Here is a 17,094-nt window from a genome sequence, read left to right as displayed (position 1 = left end):
GGGGCAGACCCTGCCGATCGACTGGCTGGCGCTCTTCGCGCAAAACGAGGCGGGCTGGCTCAACCTGTGCCACCACGTCAGCCGTGCGCATCTCGACCGCCCGCTGGAACTGGACCCGCACGTCAGCCTCGAATCGCTGCGCGGCTATACCGACGGGCTGATCTGCCTCACCGGCGGCAACGAAGGCGCGCTGGCGCGGCTCTATGCAGCCGGCCGCCACGAGCAGGCCGAAAGCTACTGCGACACCCTGCAGTCGCTGTTCGGCGACCGCCTCTATATCGAGATCACCCGCACCGGCGAGCCCGAGGAGGACGAGAGCGAGGAGAACCTGATCGCGCTCGCGTTCGAACGCGAGATCCCGCTGGTCGGCACCAATCCCGCGCAGTACGCCGAGCAGAAGTTCCACGCCGCGCACGACGCGCTGCTGTGCATCGCGAACTCCACCCACATCGACGCCGCCGACCGCCAGCGCTCTTCCTCCGAACGCTGGGTAAAGCCGGTCGCGACGATGCAGGAGCTGTTCGCCGACCTGCCTGAAGCGCTCGCCAACACGCTCGTCGTCGCGCAGCGCTGCGCCTTTGCGCCGCCCAGGCGCAAGCCGCTGCTGCCAAGCCTCGCCGGTGACCGCGAGGGCGAGGCGCGGATGCTCGCCGACGATTCGCGCCGCGGCCTCGCGGCCCGCCTCGCGCCCTACTGGCCCGAGGTCACCGAAACCGAACTCGACGAGGCGATGGCGCTGGCGGGCGATGCGCGCGTCGCCGCGTACGAAGCCTTGCGCGAAAAGGGCGTCACCGAGGACTTCCTCGTCTATGCCGACCGCCTCGATTTCGAGGTCAAGATCATCGTCGGCATGGGCTTCCCCGGCTACTTCCTGATCGTCGCCGACTTCATCAAGTGGTCGAACGACAACGGCATTCCGGTGGGCCCGGGCCGTGGTTCGGGCGCCGGCTCGGTGGTCGCCTGGGCGCTGACCATCACCGGCCTCGACCCGCTCAAGCTGGGCCTGCTGTTCGAACGCTTCCTCAACCCCGAGCGCGTGTCGATGCCCGACTTCGACATCGACTTCTGCGAAACCCGGCGCGGCGAGGTGATCCGCTACGTCCAGGCCAAGTACGGCGGCGACCACGTCGCGCAGATCATCACCTTCGGCAAGATGAAGGCCCGCGCGGTGCTGCGCGACTGCGGGCGCATCCTGCAGATGAGCTACGGCCGCGTCGATTCGCTGTGCAAGATGGTGCCCAACCATCCGACCGACCCGTGGACGCTGACCGAGACGATCAACGGCCGCAAGCAGCACGGCGTGACGAAGGACGGGCCGGTGCCCGAGTTCCGCCGCGAATACGACAGCGACCCCGACGTGCGGCGCCTCGTCGACCTCGCGGTGCAGCTGGAGGGACTGCCGCGCAACTCGTCCACCCACGCGGCGGGCGTGGTCATCGGCGACCGTCCGCTGGCGCAGCTGGTGCCGCTCTACCGCGACCCGCGTTCCGACATGCCGGTAACCCAGTTCGACATGAAATATGTCGAGGACACCGGGCTCGTGAAGTTCGACTTCCTCGGCCTCAAGACGCTGTCGGTGCTGCACAAGGCGGGCGAGCTACTGGCGCGGCGCGGGATCACCATCAACCTCTCGACGCTGGGCTGGGACGACCCTTCGGTCTACGAACTGCTCAAGCGCGGCGACACCGTGGGCGTGTTCCAGCTGGAATCGGAAGGCATGCGCCGCACCCTGGCGGCGGTGAAGCCGACCAACTTCGGCGACATCATCGCGCTCGTCTCGCTCTACCGTCCGGGCCCGATGGACAACATCCCGTTGTTCGGCCGCCGCAAGAACGGCCTCGAAGCCATCGAATACCCGCACGAAAAGCTCTCGGTGATCCTGGGCGAGACCTACGGCATCTTCGTCTACCAGGAGCAGGTCATGCAGGCCGCGCAGATCCTGGCGGGCTACTCGCTCGGCGACGCCGACCTTCTGCGCCGCGCCATGGGCAAGAAGGTCCAGGCCGAGATGGACGCGCAGCGCCAGCGCTTCGTCGAAGGCTGCAAGCGCGAATCGGACATCGAGCCGGGCAAGGCCAACGAGCTGTTCGACCTGATCGACAAATTCGCCGGCTACGGCTTCAACAAGTCGCACGCCGCCGCCTACGCGCTGCTCGCCTATCACACCGCGTGGTTCAAGGCGCACTACCCGCACGAATTCTACGCCGCCGCCATGTGCTTCGACATGCACCAGTCCGAAAAGCTGGCGATCTTCGTCGACGACATGCGCCGCAACGGCATCGAACTCGCGGCGCCCGACATCAACAAGTCGGAGGCCGAGTTCATCGTCGAAGAGACGGCGGAGAGCCACGCGGTGCGCTATGCGCTAGCCGGTATCCGCAACGTCGGCGAGAAGGCGATGGAGGCGATCGTCGCCGAGCGCATGGCGAACGGCCCGTTCGAAAGCCTCGACGACGTGTTCCGCCGCGCGCCGGCCGGCTCGATGAACCGCCGCCAGCTCGAAAGCCTCGGCGCGGCGGGCGGGTTCGATTCGCTCGAGCCCAACCGCGCCAAGGTGCTCGCCAACGCAGACACGCTGCTCGCCGAAGCCGACCGCTCCTCGCGGGAGCGCAACTCCAGCCAGCACGGACTGTTCGGCGGCGAGGAACATGCCGAGCAGGGCCTGCGCCTCGTCGATGCGGAGCCGTGGAGCCGCACCGACCAGATGACCAAGGAGCGCGAGAACTTCGGCTTCTACTTCGCCGCGCACCCGGTAGAGCAGTACCGCGCGGTGGCCTCGGCCAACGGGGCGCGCACTTACGGCAGCCTCATGGCGGGCGGTGGCGGCGGCGGGAGAACCGGCGCCGTGATGGCCGCGATGGTCGAGAACGTGCAGCGCCGGAAGACCAAGCGCGGCAAGGACTTCGTGCTCGCCGACTTCTCCGACCAGTCGGGCAACTTCTCCGCCTCGTGCTTCGAGGAGAGCATGGTCGAGAACTTCGTGCGCTGGGCCAAGGAAGGCGCCTGCATCCTGCTCAACGTCGAACTTGATTCGCCCAGCGCCGACGAGCCGCCGCGCGTTACGGTGCGAGGTGGTCGGCCCCTGGCAGAGGTCAAGGCGGATGCGCGCATGGTGCTCAAGCTCGACATCGACCGGATCGATGCGGTGCAGGAACTTGCGCTGCTGATGCGCCCGGGCGCCAAGGGCAGTGGCGAGGTGATCGCCACGCTGCACCTGGGGCAGGGGCGCGAGCAGAAGATCCGCCTCGGCCGGGACTTCGCGCTGGACGGCGAGTTCGCCGAGCAGTTGCAGAGCGTGACGGGCATCTCGAACGTCTCGCTCACCGCCAAGCGCGGGCCTGAGGGAGTGCGGCTAGCGGCCTGACGGCCCATCATCCCCGGGCAAGCGCGTTTGCCTACAGAGGATACTGTACCGAATTTACAATCCGCTTCGTTGAAAAGAGCGCATGGACCCTCGCGCGACGTGTTAGCGGGAGACACACGGTGCTGGGCGGGATGCAGGACTGGGAAATGCGCGTCTCGGGTCTTATCGACCACGCGGCGCGCGCGCATCCCACGCGCGAGATCGTTACCCACTGGGCCGACGGCACGCAGTCACGCACCAACTGGCACGACCTGCGCTGCGACGCGCTGCGCATGGTGCAGGCACTGCGCCGGCTCGACATCTACCCCGAGGACCGCGTCGCCACGCTGGCCATGAACCACGCACGGCACCTCGCCAGCTGGTTCGGTATCACCGGCGCGGGCTGCGTGCTCCACACCATCAACCCCCGCCTGTTCGACGATCAGCTCGACTACATCGTCAATCACGCGCGCGACCGGGTGCTGATATATGATGTGGCCTTCCACCCCATCGTCGAGCGCATGCGGCACCGCTGGCCGACGATCGAGCACTACATCTGCTTCGACGACCCTCACCATGCCGTGACCTTCGCCGACTGGATCGCGGTCGAAGACGGCGACGCTTTGTGGAACCCCGGCGACGAGCGCGGGCCGTGCATGCTTTGCTACACCAGCGGCACCACGGGCGATCCCAAAGGCGTGCTCTATTCGCACCGCTCCAACGTGCTGCACACGCTGTCGATGCTGCAGCCCGCATGCCTAGCCATCGAGCCGCGCTCGTGCGTGCTGCCGATCGTGCCGATGTTCCACGCCAACAACTGGGGCCTGCCCTGGGCCTGCGCGGCGACAGGGGCGAAGATGGTCTACAGCCAGGTCGCCGATGCCGCCGTACTCTGCGACCTGATCTCCGCCGAGAAGGTCACCCATGTCGGTGGGGTGCCGACGGTGTGGTTTTCGATGTTCGAGCACATGGAGGGGACGGGCAGGCCGATGCCCACCTTCGAGATGGCGCTTTCGGGCGGCTCGGCGGTCCCGGCCAGCGTTGTCGAGCGGCTGATGCGCGGCGGCATTCGCGTGGTCCAAGCCTGGGGCATGACCGAAACCTCCCCGATCGCGACGGTGACTTACGAGCCGCCCGAGTGGGACGCTATGACGTTCGACGAGCAGGTCGCGTGCAAGTCGCGGCAGGGACGCGCGGTCTATGGCAGCGAAGTGCGCGCCGTCTCGCTATTCGACCCTTTCAGCGAAGCGCCTCGCGACGGTGACACCCCGGGCGCGCTGCAGGTGCGCGGGGCCTGGACGGTCAAGCGCTATTTCGAGGCGGAGGAGGACACGGTCGGCTCAGATCGCTGGTTCGACACCGGCGACGTCGCCGCAATCTCGGCGGAGGGGGTGGTACGCCTCACCGACCGCACCAAGGACCTGATCAAGTCAGGCGGCGAGTGGATCAGTTCGGTCGACCTGGAGAACGCGGCTGTCGCGCATCCTGACGTGCTTGAAGCCGCCGCCATTGCCGTTGCCCATCCGCGCTGGGACGAACGCCCGCTGCTGGTCGTGGTTCGGCGACCGGGCGGCGCGGTTTCGGTCGAAGCCCTGCTCGTGTTCCTTGCCGATCGCGTGGCGCGTTGGTGGCTGCCGGATGCGATCGAATTCGTCGAGGCCCTGCCGCACACCGGCACCGGCAAGATCAGCAAGAAGGACCTGCGCCTTCAGTTCCGGGATTATCGCCTGCCGGAGTGATCCACCCCGGCAGGCAGATGCTTACTTGCTGGTGTTCACCGCGTTCTCTGCCGCGTCGCCGACCTTGGTGGCGGCATTGCCGACGTCGCCCGCGGCTTCCGCGATGGCGTTATCCTTGCGGCTCTCGCTCGAGTTCTGCGTGAACAGATAGATCCCGCCAACCACGACGACGAGCAGGATCAGCGCCATGATGATCCCCATGCCGCTGCTGGAACGGGGGCTTTCGTGGATGATCGTGGTGTGCGTTGCCGGGGCGTCCGAAGGCGGAGTGACTACGGTTTCGTCTGCCATGCTAAGCTCCTGTCCGTTATGTTTCTTGGCGGGAGCAACGCGCAACGGGACCAGGGGTTGCCTTAGCGGTCGCGGTACTGCGGGGGGCGCCGCTCCCTGAACGCAGCGACGCCTTCTTCGAAATCCTCGCTCATCAGCATCATCACCTGCTGGCGGTCCTCCAGCGCCATCGCGTCGGACAGGGAGCGCGCATCGAGGTTGCGGTTGATCGCGTCCTTGGTGAGGCGCAGCCCCATCGGCGCGTTGGCGGCCATCTCCTCCGCGAGCGCCAGCCCGGTATCGAGCAGGGCATCGGGCGCCACGACCTCGCTCAGCAGCCCGCACGATAGCGCCTTGTCGGCGGTCATGAAACGGCCTGTCAGCATGTATTCCGACGCGACCGAGGCTCCGACCAGGCGCGGCAGGAAGTAGCTGCAGCCAAGGTCGCAGCCGCCCAGACCGACCTTGATGTAAGCTGCGTTCATGCGCAGGTCGCTCGTCCCGAAGCGCACGTCGCTCGCCAGCAGCAGCGAGAAGCCCGCTCCGCAGGCCGCGCCGTGGCCGAGCCCGATGATCGGCTGCGGGCAGGCGCGCATCAGCTCGAGCAGGCCCGTGATTGCGCGCTGGAGGCGCCAGTAGTGCTGCAGGGTGCCGCGCGACCCGTCGTTCTCCCACCCGCCGAGATCGAGTCCGGCGCAGAAGGCCCGGCCCTCGGCGCGCAGCACGACGACGCGCACGTCGAGGCGTTCGGCCAGCCCGGCAAAATAGTCACGCAGCGCGAAGGTCAGCGGTTCGTCGAGGGTGTTGAGTGCCTGCGGGCGGTTCAGCGAAACGATCTCGGCCGCGCCCCGCCGTTGGATCAGGATGGGGTCGTCGGCCATGGCTGTCCCTTGTGTCATTGCGGCCGACCCTCGGGCGGCCGGAAGGGGAGGGCAAGTCCTGCGGCGGCGGGGCGGATTGTCCGGGGGGGAGATCAGGTCGCGATGTGGACTTGCTCCGCTTCGGCGACCCGGACGTGGACTTGGTAGTAGTACTTGCCCGAGGGCTGGCCGCCGGTCGTGAAATCGATGCGGACCTGCCGGGCGATGCCGCGCACGATCACGCGGTGGCCGTTCAGGCGTTTGCGGATCTGCGCCAGGTCGTTCGTCCCCGCGATCGCCCGCATGGCGCCCGGCGTGACGGCGACGGTCAGGCAGTTGCGGTCGCGGTAGTCCTTCTCGGAATTGAGATAGAACATGCCGTCCTGTTGCCCGACCTCGATCACCGCCATGTCGAATATCCCGGCGACCCCCGCCTTGTCGCCGAGGTAGGAAGCATAAGTCACCGCCTCGATCGCGGAAAGGCAGCCTTCCGCGCAGGATGGGTAGGGGCGCGCGCGCCGTTGTGCCGGCGGGGGCGTGTTCACCGTCTTTACCGGGGGATGCGCGGCGAGGGTGGCAGCGTCGATGGCGGGCGACCGGGCCGTAGCGGGCTCGGCGGCCAGGATCGCAAGAATTGCCGGGATCATCGTCGCATGGCTCCTCGAGATGGCGATGCCCAAAGCTATAACAGCGAGAGTTGACCGTCCAGCGACGGCCGGCGGAACTGCGCGCAGTCCAGTTCAATGCGCGGACCGGTCATGCCGAGGCGGGTGGCGGCGACGCGGAAGCGGCGGCGAAACAGGTCGGCCCAGACGCCTTGTGGGCGCATGCGGGTGAAGAACTCCGGGTCGTTGTCGCGCCCGCCGCGCATCGAGCGGATCGTCGCCATGACTTTCCCCGCGCGGTCGGGGAAGTGCGCGTCCAGCCATTCGCGGAACAGCGGCGCGACCTCGTGCGGCAGGCGCACGATGATCCATGTCGCCGAGAACACGCCCAGAGCCGCCGCTTCCTCGAGGACCGCTTCGAGGAAATGGTCGGTAATCGCCGGGATCACCGGGGCGACCGAGACGTGGGCCGGCACGCCTGCCTGCGCCAGCCGCCCGAGCGCCGCCATCCGCTTGGCAGGGGACGCCGCGCGGGGCTCCAGCTTCTGCGACAGCACCGGATCGAGGCTGGTGACCGAGATGCCGACATGGACGAGGTTTCGCGCCGCCAGTTGCTCCAGCAGGTCGAGGTCGCGCAGCACGCGGTCGGACTTGGTGGTGATTGTCACCGGATGGCCCACTTCGAGGCACAGTTCGAGCACGTCGCGGGTGATGCGATAGCGAGTCTCGATCGGCTGGTAGGGGTCGGTATTGGTGCCCATGGCGATCGGCGCGGGCTTATAGCTGGGCTTGGCCAGCGTCTCCCGCAGGAGCTTGGCGGCGGCCGGCTTGGCGAACAGCTTCGTCTCGAAATCGAGGCCGGGAGAGAGGTCGTGATAGGCGTGGATGGGCCGCGCGAAGCAGTAGATGCAGCCATGCTCACAGCCGCGATAGGCGTTGACCGAGCGGTCGAACCCTATGTCGGGCGAGGTATTGAACGAGAGGATCGAGCGCGGATGTTCTTCCGTCACGGTGGTCTGGGCGTGGCGGCCGGGTCCGTCTACCGTTTCGGCATCGTCGAGCCAGTCCCCGTCGGCCTCGCGGGCAGGCAGGTTGAAGCGCGCGCTTGCCGCCCCGCTCACTGCGCCTCTGCCCTTGATCGTTTCCATGAGTCGCAAATGAACAAAAAGAGAACAAAAGTCAATCCGGTGCTCCCCGGTTGATCTTGCGCCCCCGCGCCCCTAGGCCCGTCACAAAGGGGAAATACTATGGCAGGCGCAGCACGCAGGGTCGGAGCCGAGACGTCCGCGACGCGGGCGCTCATCGTCGATGCGACCAATCAGCTGATCCGGGACGAGGGCTACGCCTCCGTCAGCACCCGCCGCGTCGCCGCCCGGGCAGGGCTCAAGCCTTCGCTGGTCCATTACTATTTCCCGACCACCGACGACCTCTTCGTCGAAGTCTCGCGGCAGGGCGCGGCCGAGAGCGACCGCATGATCGAGGCGGCGCTGACCTCCGAAGATCCGATGCGAGCGCTCTGGCAGTTCTTCGCCGACACCAGCCGCACCGCGATGGCGCTCGAATTCATGGCGCTCGCCAACCACCGCCCGGCCGTGCGCGAATACATGGCCGAGCACAGCGAGGCGATGCGCGCGCGGCAAGTCGAGATCTTCCGCCGCATCCTGGGAGACCGCATCGACCGGCTCGAGGGCTTCGACGCAGCGGGCCTCAGCGTCATCCTCGCAGGGATCGGCCGCGCGATCGTGATGGAGGAGGGGCTGGGCGTCAGCACCGGCCATGCCGAGGCCATGCGCATCGTCGAAACCTGGCTCGAACGCCTGGCGCCGTCCGAGAACTGAGCGACATACCGCGCCAGCGGTGACTTGCACGGCCGATCAGCCTGATCGGGCAACCACGCTTGACCCTCCCATGCGTTTGGGAAATGTGATAACAGCGTTCTCACATCCGAACGATGACCCAACCACGGGAGAGTCCCAATGTCGGTCGAAACCACGACCAAGCTCAAGGTCGAACACGTCAAGCCGAAGATCGGCAGCCGCATCCTGAACACCAAGGAAGAGCTGCTTTCCGGCGAACTCGCGGGCCAACTCCGCGAGGAATTGGAAGCGCGCGGCATCCTCGTGTTTCCGGAAATCCAGTTCGACGACGCCGAGCAGATCGCCTTCACCAAGACGCTGGGCGAATACGCAGCCGAAGGCGCCGACGGCGCGCCGAGCAAGATCACGCTCGACGTGAAGGAAAACCCGGCCGCCGCCGAGTACCTCAAGGGCTCGCTCTACTGGCACATCGACGGCACCCGCAACGAAGTGCCGATCCTGGCCTCGCTGCTTTCGTGCAAGGTGCCGAGCCCCAAGGGCACCGGCAACACCGGGTTCTCGAACACCTACGCCGCCTACGATGCGCTGCCGGACGAGGACAAGGCCAGGTACGAGGACATGCGCGTGCTGCACGGTCCCTGGGCCTCGCTGTTCTACTACGAGCCCGAACCCAGCCTCGCCAAGCTCAAGGGCATGCAGGGCATCGGCGAGAAGGTGCTGCCGCTGGTGTGGAAGCACGCCTCGGGCCGCAAGTCGCTGGTGCTGGGCTGCACCTGCCACCACGTCCTCGACGTCGATCACCTCGAGAGCGCGCGGATCATCCACGGCCTGCGCGAATGGGCGACCTCCGAGGAGTTCACCTATAGCCACGAGTGGTCGGTGGGCGACCTGGTGATCTGGGACAACACCGGCACCATGCACCGCGCCGAGGCCTACGATCCCGAGTGCGGCCGCATGATGCACCGCACCAAGCTCGAGGGCGAGGAGCCCTGGGCGATCGACTGATCCTGCCTCCCGAGAGGGTGAAGAAACGGAAAAAAGGCCCGCCGACTCATCGAGTCGGCGGGCCTTTTTCTGTTGGTGGGCCGGCAGCGTTTCCGCGGCCGGCCTCAGCGGATCAGGCCCAGGTGGCCATTTCCGCGTCGAGGTTCTCGACGATCGCTTCGAAGAACTGCTCGGTGGTCATCCAGGACTGGTCCGGGCCGATCAGCAGAGCGAGGTCCTTGGTCATCTTGCCGCTCTCGACGGTCTCGATGCAGATGCGCTCGATCGTCTCGGCGAACTTCACCACTTCGGGCGTGTTGTCGAACTTGCCGCGATAGGCGAGGCCGCGCGTCCAGGCGAAGATCGACGCGATCGGGTTGGTCGAGGTCGACTTGCCCTGCTGGTGCTGGCGGTAGTGACGGGTCACGGTGCCGTGGGCCGCTTCCGCTTCGACGGTCTTGCCGTCGGGCGAGAGGAGGACCGAGGTCATAAGGCCGAGCGAGCCGAAGCCCTGCGCCACGGTGTCCGACTGCACGTCGCCGTCGTAGTTCTTGCAAGCCCAGACGAACTTGCCCGACCACTTGAGCGCCGAGGCGACCATGTCGTCGATCAGGCGGTGCTCGTAGATGATGCCGGCGGCCTTGAACTTCTCTGCGAAGCCTTCCTTGTCGAACACTTCCTGGAACAGGTCCTTGAAGCGGCCGTCATAGGCCTTGAGGATGGTGTTCTTGGTCGACAGGTACACCGGCCAGCCGAGGTTGAGGCCGTAGTTGAACGAGGCGCGCGCGAAGTCGCGGATCGATTCGTCGAGGTTGTACATCGCCATGGCGACGCCCGGAGCCGGGAAGTCGAACACGTCGAGGTCGATCTTCTCGCCGTTGTCGCCGTCCCACACCAGGCGCAGCTTGCCGGGGCCGGGGATCAGGGTGTCGGTGGCCTTGTACTGGTCGCCGAAAGCGTGGCGGCCGACGACGATCGGGTCGGTCCAGCCCGGAACCAGGCGGGGCACGTTCGAGATCACGATGGGCTCGCGGAAGACCACGCCGCCCAGGATGTTGCGGATCGTGCCGTTGGGCGACTTCCACATCTTCTTGAGGCTGAATTCCTCGACGCGGGCTTCGTCGGGGGTGATCGTCGCGCACTTGACGGCGACGCCGAATTCCTTGGTGGCGTTGGCGGCGTCGATGGTGATCTGGTCACCCGTCTCGTCGCGCTTCTCGACCGAGAGGTCGTAGTACTTGAGGTCGATGTCGAGGTAGGGGAGGATCAGCCGTTCACGGATCCACTGCCAGATGATGCGGGTCATTTCGTCGCCGTCCATCTCGACGACGGGGTTCGTAACCTTGATCTTTGCCATTCAAAAACACTCCCCTGGGGTGAGAATTGCCGCCGTCTCTAGGCAGCGTGGGCGCGCATGGCAAGGCCATGGCTGGGCGCATATCGGCTTTACAGGCCGGGTCGGGGCCTCCAGCCTGTCACTAATCGCAGGAGAGGAGCGACTGATGGAAGATGAGGTGCTCGTTGCCGAGCGCGGCGGCGTGCTGGAAGTCACGATCAACCGGCCGGGCCAGCGCAACGCCATGACCAGGGCCGCCGCGCAGGCGATCGGCGCAGCGATGGATGTGCTCGATGCGCGCGATGACCTGCGCTGCGCGATCCTGACCGGAGCGGGCGGCAGCTTCTGCTCGGGCATGGACCTCAAGGGCTTCCTACGGGGCGAACTGCCTGTCGACGAACGCGGCGGATTCGGCGGTATCTGCACCTGGACGCCCAAAAAGCCAATCATCGCCGCCGTCGATGGTCCTGCGTTTGCCGGCGGGTTCGAACTGGCGCTCGCCTGCGACCTGATCGTCGCCAGTGCCGACGCGCGCTTCGGCATTCCCGAGGTTAAGCGCGGGCTGGTCGCGGGCGGGGGAGGCGTGGTCCAGCTTCCGCGCTTGCTGCCGCGTGCCCTGGCGATGGAACTGGCGCTGACGGGCGACCCGATCGGCGCTGCGCGCGCGCTCGAACTGGGGGTCATCAACCGTGTGACGGAGGGGCCGGCGATCGAGGCTGCACGCGAACTCGCCCAAGTGATCGCCGCCAACGGCCCGCTGGCAGTGGCGGCGTCGAAGGGGATCGTGCGTGATTCGTGGCTCTGGCCGCTGGACGACCTCAGCGCCTATCAGAACCCCTACGTCGCGCCCGTGTTCGCCTCGGAGGATGCGCGCGAAGGGGCGCGGGCCTTCGCCGAAAAGCGCGCACCGGAGTGGAAGGGGCGCTGAAGCGATAGGGCAAGAAAAAGCCCGCCAGGTCACGGGGACCGGCGGGCGTTTTTACGGAATGGTGGGCGTAGCAAGGATTGAACTTGCGACCCCTACGATGTCAACATAGTGCTCTACCACTGAGCTATACGCCCATTCCGTAATGGTTCCCGTCGGCGAGCCGCCGGTGGCCATTCGAGCGCTCCGACCGGGTGTCCCCGCCGGAGGACTGGCCCTTTAGCCTCGGGTTTTTCCCGTGGCAAGCGCCTTGATGAGAAAAATTTCAGTTAGAGGGTCGCGTGCTCGGTGAGGCCGAAAATGCGCTGCACTTCCATAACGATGTCGCGCAGGTGGAAGGGCTTGGACAGCACCTTGGCCTGGGGCGCCTCGCGGCTGGCGCGCAGGGTTACGGCCGCGAATCCGGTAATGAACATCACCTTGGTCATCGGCGAGATCTCGGCGCACTTCTGCGCGAGTTCGATGCCGTCCATCTCGGGCATGACGATATCCGAGAGCAGGAGGTCGAAGTGGTCGCGTTCAAGATGGGGAATCGCCGCAGTGCCGCGGTCCACTGCAACCACGCTGTAGCCCGCATTTTCGAGCGCCCGCGCAAGGTAGGTGCGCATGGCGTCGTCATCTTCGGCGAGGAGAATGCGGATCATCGCTGGGTATCCAATTTCAGTGCGTGCGACGCGTCGTTTTATGTCAGCATCCCATAGCGCACCATCGGTTAAAATTCTCATCCGATTTGACCCTGACCGGGAACGGGACGCTTTGACTCAATCCGGCAAAACGCACAGCGTCGCAACATGATCGAGCGGCCCGATGAGACTGATTCGCAAGTGGAACGCGGTGGACGAATCCCCGGTGCTCCCGGGGCCGCGGCGTTCGTTCTCGACGCCCGCGAGGCCTCCGAAATTCCGGTGGTGATTGCTGCCCCGCATGGCGGGCGGATATATTCGCCGTTCCTGCTGCGCGATTTTCGTCACAGCAAAAGTACCCTGCTCCGGCTGGAAGACCGTCACGTCGACAAGCTGGCGAAGGGTGTGGCGTCGGCCACGGGAGCAAGCCTGCTGGTCGCCCATGCTGCTCGCGCGATGATCGACCTCAACCGCGCGCCCGACGATGTGGACTGGGAAATGGTCGAGCGCGCCGCCCATCCCGCCGGCGGGGCGCCGATGCCCAGCCGACGCGCGCGAAGCGGCCTCGGCCTGTTCCCGCGTCGGTTGCCGGGGCTGGGTGAACTGTGGCGCCGCCGCATGGGCGCCAGTGACCTCGCCGAACGCATCGCCGGGATTCACGAGCCATATCACCTGGCGTTGGAGGCGGAGCTAGCGAGGCTGAAAGAGCGGTGGGGCGCGGCGCTGCTGATCGACCTGCACTCGATGCCGCCGCTCGGTACGCGGCCCGGCGTCCCAGCGGCGCAAGTGGTGATCGGGGACCGATTCGGAGCAAGTTGTCACGGCAGCGTGGTCGCCGCGACCTTCGCCCATTTCGCGCAGTGCGGGCGCGAGGCGGCGCACAATCGTCCCTATGCGGGCGGCTACGTGCTCGAACGCCATGCCAATCCGCGCAAGGGCATCCACGCGCTTCAGGTGGAGATCGATCGCAGCCGGTATCTCGATTCGGCGTTCGCCGAGCCGGGCGCTGGCATGGCGGGGATGATCGAGGACCTGGCGGAGCTGGTACGCCGCCTGGCTCCGGTGGTGGCTGACCTGGGGCAGGATGCCGGGGCCTGGCCACTGGCCGCCGAATAAGCCGGCGCTTCGCCTAAGTTTCTGGCGGACATTAAAAAACCACCTCGCGCGATGCGCGAGGTGGCCAAGGTTCAGGGAGGAGGTGCATCGAAATGCACCAACCCGAACGGGCCATGAGGGTAGCGCCGGCCGGGCAAGACCTACATACGCACCCCTCGGCAGATATTCAAGCGATTCGTCATGACGAGCTGATAAGAAATGTCCAGCTATGTATTGACGATGCTCGGAGAATTGGGCGGGACTGTGACAAAAGTGTCATAACCCCGCCCGCTCGATGGTGAATCAGCCGTTCACGCTGGCGTGGCGTCAGGGGTCTGCGCCGGCAGATTGGGCACCTTGCCCTGCGCGGCCTGGCGGCCGAAAATGTCACGCACGAGGTCGAGCGAGAACAGGTGCGCATAGATGAGCGGCAGCAGGCCGTTCTGGTTCCAGGTACGCAGCACGTCGCCGCGCACTTCGCGCAGCTTGTTTTCGTCGACCATCTGGAAGCCGCGGTAGTTGAACGGGGGCATGCCGTTGCCGAGGTCGATGTTCAGCTCGCCGTCCATCAGCAGCTTGTGCTTGGTCAGCTCGGCCATGAACTGCGCGGTCTTGGTGCCGGCGATCTCGAAGTTCTCGCAGAACTTGAGCATGTTGACGGTGGCGTCGCTGGCCTGGCCGTCTTCGTTGAAGAGGGGCTCACCTTCGTCGAGTTCGCCGACCAGTTCGCTGGTGGGATCGACGCAGAGCGACAGCTCGTCCGCATCCGAACGCAGCTTGGCGAGCATGAAGGGGTAGCGGCGCGCGTAGGCCGGAATGTAGATCGAGTCCTTCACGGAGCCGTCGTCCTCGACGAAGACGTTCACGCCCTCGTTCATGCCCATCAGCACGAGCGGGATCGGGTCCGGGCCGGCGGTGAAGATGATCGGGAAGCTGCGCTGGGCCTGCGGGAACTCCTCGACCGTCAGCGGCACCGAGTTGATCCCGGCGAGCCAGGTCGCCTTGTCGGTCGGGCGGGTCTTCCACGTCGCATGCTGCTGCGAATTGAGCGGAATGAGGTCCTTGTAGAACAGGGGCAGGGCAGGATTCTGAGGCGCGCTGGCCATTGCGATACTCTCCGCGAGGTGGGGCAATCTATGAAGCCGCCCGCTTTAGTGGGTGGACCCCGGCCGCGCAAGCACGGCGCCCCGCCGTTTCGGGGGATTCTGAGGTGGGCGTTCCTAGACCAGCTTTCCCGGATTCAGCAGCCCCTGCGGGTCGAGCGCCTGCTTCACAGCTCGCATCATCAACAACGCTACCGGATCGCCCAGCCGCACCAGTTCGTCGCGCTTGAGCTGGCCGATGCCGTGCTCGGCCGAGATCGAGCCGCCCCACTCGGTAACCAGATCATGCACGCGCCGGCGGATCGCCTTGCCCTCATTCGCATTCCACGCCGCGCCATCGCTCACCTGAGGGGCGATGACGTGATAGTGGACGTTGCCGTCGCCCAGATGCCCGAAGGCGATCGCCTCGGTCCCAGGGAATTCGGCTTCCAGCATCGGCGCGGTGGTCTCGACGAATTGCGGCATCAGCTCGACCGGGACCGAAATGTCGTGCTGCACGGCGGGGCCGCGCGCGCGCTCGGCGGCGGGGACGGTCTCGCGGATCAGCCAGAACGCCTCGGCCTGGCTTTCGCTCGCGGACATCGCGGCGTCTGCTAGCAGCTCGCGTTCGAAGGCGTCGGCCATCATCGCTTCGCAGCGATCGCGCAGGGTGGCGGCCGATGCGCGGTCGGCGACGACTTCGATCAGGACGTGCCAAGGGTGGCGGCCCTCCAGCGGGGCGCGGGCCTGCGGCATATGGTCCTTTACCGCGTCGATGCTGGCCTGGGGCATGACCTCGAAACCTTCGAGGGCCTCGCCGGCCATGTCGTCACAGTGGAGCAGCAGCGCGCGCGCGGCAGGAAGCGAGGAGACTCCCGCCCAGATCACCACGCGCTCGGCGACCGCGGGCAGCAGCTTCAGTGTCGCGGCGGTGACGATGCCCAGTGTACCTTCCGATCCGATCAGCAGTTGCTTGAGGTCGAAGCCGCGGTTGTCCTTCTTGAGCGGGGTGAGCATCGAGAACACCTGCCCGTCCGCCAGCACCGCCTCCAGCCCGAGCACCAGCGCCCGCATCGAGCCGTGCCGCAGCACCTGCGAGCCGCCAGCGTTGGTGGAGATGAGCCCGCCCACTGTCGCCGAACCCTTGCCGCCCAGCGTCAGGGGGAAGCGCAGGTCCTTCGCCTCGGCCGCCTCGTGCAGGGTCTGGAGCACGACGCCGGCCTCGCAGGTGACGCGCCGGGCCTCTATGTCGATCCCGCGGATCGCGTTCATCCGGCGCAGCGAGAGCAGCAGGGCCTCGCCGCTCTGGTCCGGTGTCGCGCCGCCCGACATGCCCGAGTTGCCGCCCTGTGGCACGATCGGCACGCCGTGTCTGCCGCAGAGCCGCACCAGCGCGGACAGCTCGCCCACGTCGGCAGGGGAGGCGAGGGCGCAGGCCCGGCCCGTGAAGCGCCCGCGCCAGTCGGTGAGCCAGGGGCCGATAAGTTCGGGATCTCGCGTCAGGCCGCGCGGGCCGAGAAGGGCGGAAGCCTCGTCGAGGAACGTAGGAGAAGCGGTCATGGCGCCCGATATGGCACAAGGCGCGCGCGGTTTCACCCACCTGCGGCATGTCCTGGTGCGTTGCACAAATGCATCGCCTGGTTTCAGGAGTGATGCAGGAAGGTTAAGCCCGGGTTCAAGCTCTTGCCGTATGGGGGACATGTCGGCATGCCTCAGCACTCGAGGCCGACGTCCGGGACACACGATCGAGAATGAATTTCGCCTCCGCCCTGCTGTATCCCTTCCTCATGCTGCTTCCGGCGGCCGGTGCGGGCGACGTCGTGTTGCCCCAGGACGGCTTGCGCGGGCAGAGTGAAGCGATGGAGGTTCCGGCCGAGGCGCGTGTCTGGCCGCAGGTGGAAATCCCCGGGGCGGCGCCCGATGCACCCTACGCGGGAAGCCTGATCCGCCATGCCTTGCCGCAGGACGCGTGGCAGATGCGCATCGAGCAGCGCATGATCATCCGCATAACGCCGCGCTCCGGCGCTGCGGTGCCGCCTGAAATGTTCATGGACATGCCGGGCGGCGACGGCATTCCGCAGTTCACCGAACGCAAGATCGGCAAATGCCTCTCCATCGCCGGGATCGCCAGCGTCCGACCAGACCGCTCCAACAAGCTCCTGCTGTTCATGCGCGACAGCCGCATCGTCAGCGCGGAACTCGACCGCTCCTGCCGGGCGCGCGACTTCTATTCGGGCTTCCTGCTGGAACGCAGCGACGACGGCCGCATCTGCGTAGACCGCGACAACCTGCTTTCGCGCAGCGGCATGAGCTGCAAGCTGACCCGTATCCGGGAACTGGTCGAACAGGACCGGTGAGTCGCCCACCAGCGCCGAACGCGGAATTCCTTGACTTTCAGGGCGTTTCCCGCAAAGG

The 17,094-nt window shown here is 66.5% G+C and carries 15 protein-coding genes and 1 tRNA gene; 7 read left to right on the top strand and 9 right to left on the bottom strand.

What is annotated here, in order from left to right:
• Positions 1-3,364 (top strand): DNA polymerase III subunit alpha (gene dnaE, locus PMI02_RS02655; RefSeq protein WP_007678330.1); only part of this gene is annotated, 3,364 nt, incomplete at its 5' end.
• 119 nt (positions 3,365-3,483) lie between these two features.
• Positions 3,484-5,082, top strand: coding sequence for a long-chain fatty acid--CoA ligase (locus PMI02_RS02650; RefSeq protein ID WP_007678329.1), 1,599 nt, complete (start codon positions 3,484-3,486; stop codon positions 5,080-5,082).
• 21 nt (positions 5,083-5,103) lie between these two features.
• Here PMI02_RS02650 and PMI02_RS02645 read toward each other — a convergent pair whose 3' ends face one another.
• The 4 genes from PMI02_RS02645 to PMI02_RS02630 form a co-directional block, all read right to left on the bottom strand.
• Positions 5,104-5,373, bottom strand: coding sequence for a hypothetical protein (locus PMI02_RS02645; protein ID WP_007678328.1), 270 nt, complete (start codon positions 5,371-5,373; stop codon positions 5,104-5,106).
• 62 nt (positions 5,374-5,435) lie between these two features.
• Entirely contained in the window at positions 5,436-6,233 is a 798-nt protein-coding gene (locus PMI02_RS02640; RefSeq protein ID WP_036501914.1) for an enoyl-CoA hydratase/isomerase family protein, read from the bottom strand.
• Between the two features lie 92 nt (positions 6,234-6,325).
• The gene (locus PMI02_RS25710) at positions 6,326-6,859 is read right to left on the bottom strand and encodes a hypothetical protein (protein WP_007678326.1); all 534 of its coding nucleotides are present in this window, start codon (positions 6,857-6,859) and stop codon (positions 6,326-6,328) included.
• 35 nt (positions 6,860-6,894) lie between these two features.
• A complete protein-coding gene (locus tag PMI02_RS02630) occupies positions 6,895-7,965 on the bottom strand; it encodes a PA0069 family radical SAM protein (protein ID WP_007678325.1) in 1,071 nt (356 codons plus the stop codon).
• Between the two features lie 99 nt (positions 7,966-8,064).
• Between PMI02_RS02630 and PMI02_RS02625 the strand changes: the two genes are divergently transcribed.
• Both PMI02_RS02625 and PMI02_RS02620 read left to right on the top strand, forming a co-directional pair.
• Entirely contained in the window at positions 8,065-8,655 is a 591-nt protein-coding gene (locus PMI02_RS02625; RefSeq protein ID WP_007678324.1) for a TetR/AcrR family transcriptional regulator, read from the top strand.
• Positions 8,656-8,793: 138 nt separating this feature from the next.
• On the top strand, positions 8,794-9,639 hold the full coding sequence (locus PMI02_RS02620; RefSeq protein WP_007678323.1) for a TauD/TfdA family dioxygenase: 846 nt from the start codon (positions 8,794-8,796) through the stop codon (positions 9,637-9,639).
• Positions 9,640-9,751: 112 nt separating this feature from the next.
• On the opposite strand, the gene PMI02_RS02615 is transcribed toward PMI02_RS02620, so the two are convergent.
• Positions 9,752-10,975 (bottom strand): NADP-dependent isocitrate dehydrogenase, encoded by a 1,224-nt coding sequence (locus tag PMI02_RS02615; protein ID WP_007678322.1) that lies wholly within the window; start codon positions 10,973-10,975, stop codon positions 9,752-9,754.
• Positions 10,976-11,120: 145 nt separating this feature from the next.
• Between PMI02_RS02615 and PMI02_RS02610 the strand changes: the two genes are divergently transcribed.
• The gene (locus PMI02_RS02610; RefSeq protein ID WP_007678321.1) at positions 11,121-11,882 is read left to right on the top strand and encodes a crotonase/enoyl-CoA hydratase family protein; all 762 of its coding nucleotides are present in this window, start codon (positions 11,121-11,123) and stop codon (positions 11,880-11,882) included.
• A 59-nt stretch (positions 11,883-11,941) separates the two neighbouring features.
• On the opposite strand, the gene PMI02_RS02605 is transcribed toward PMI02_RS02610, so the two are convergent.
• A tRNA-Val gene (locus tag PMI02_RS02605) sits at positions 11,942-12,016 on the bottom strand.
• Positions 12,017-12,148: 132 nt separating this feature from the next.
• Positions 12,149-12,523: a cell cycle two-component system response regulator CpdR gene (gene cpdR, locus PMI02_RS02600; protein ID WP_007678320.1), complete on the bottom strand. Its 375-nt coding sequence runs from the start codon at positions 12,521-12,523 to the stop codon at positions 12,149-12,151.
• Positions 12,524-12,670: 147 nt separating this feature from the next.
• Between cpdR and PMI02_RS02595 the strand changes: the two genes are divergently transcribed.
• Positions 12,671-13,618, top strand: coding sequence for an N-formylglutamate amidohydrolase (locus PMI02_RS02595; RefSeq protein WP_007678319.1), 948 nt, complete (start codon positions 12,671-12,673; stop codon positions 13,616-13,618).
• Between the two features lie 290 nt (positions 13,619-13,908).
• On the opposite strand, the gene PMI02_RS02590 is transcribed toward PMI02_RS02595, so the two are convergent.
• Together PMI02_RS02590 and PMI02_RS02585 are read right to left on the bottom strand one after the other, a co-directional pair.
• Positions 13,909-14,703, bottom strand: a complete 795-nt coding sequence (locus PMI02_RS02590; protein WP_007678317.1) for a SapC family protein — start codon at positions 14,701-14,703, stop codon at positions 13,909-13,911.
• Positions 14,704-14,817: 114 nt separating this feature from the next.
• Complete coding sequence (locus PMI02_RS02585) at positions 14,818-16,239, bottom strand: FAD-binding oxidoreductase (RefSeq protein ID WP_007678315.1); 1,422 nt, start codon at positions 16,237-16,239, stop codon at positions 14,818-14,820.
• Between the two features lie 191 nt (positions 16,240-16,430).
• Here PMI02_RS02585 and PMI02_RS02580 point away from each other — a divergent pair, with 191 nt between their 5' ends.
• Entirely contained in the window at positions 16,431-17,036 is a 606-nt protein-coding gene (locus tag PMI02_RS02580) for a hypothetical protein (protein ID WP_007678314.1), read from the top strand.
• Positions 17,037-17,094 lie beyond the last annotated feature (58 nt).

The sequence above is a fragment of the Novosphingobium sp. AP12 genome (assembly GCF_000281975.1).
Classification (GTDB): Bacteria; Pseudomonadota; Alphaproteobacteria; order Sphingomonadales; family Sphingomonadaceae; genus Novosphingobium.
The sequence above is the reverse complement of the archived record's forward strand: the minus strand, read 5'-3'. Positions and strand labels throughout refer to the sequence as shown.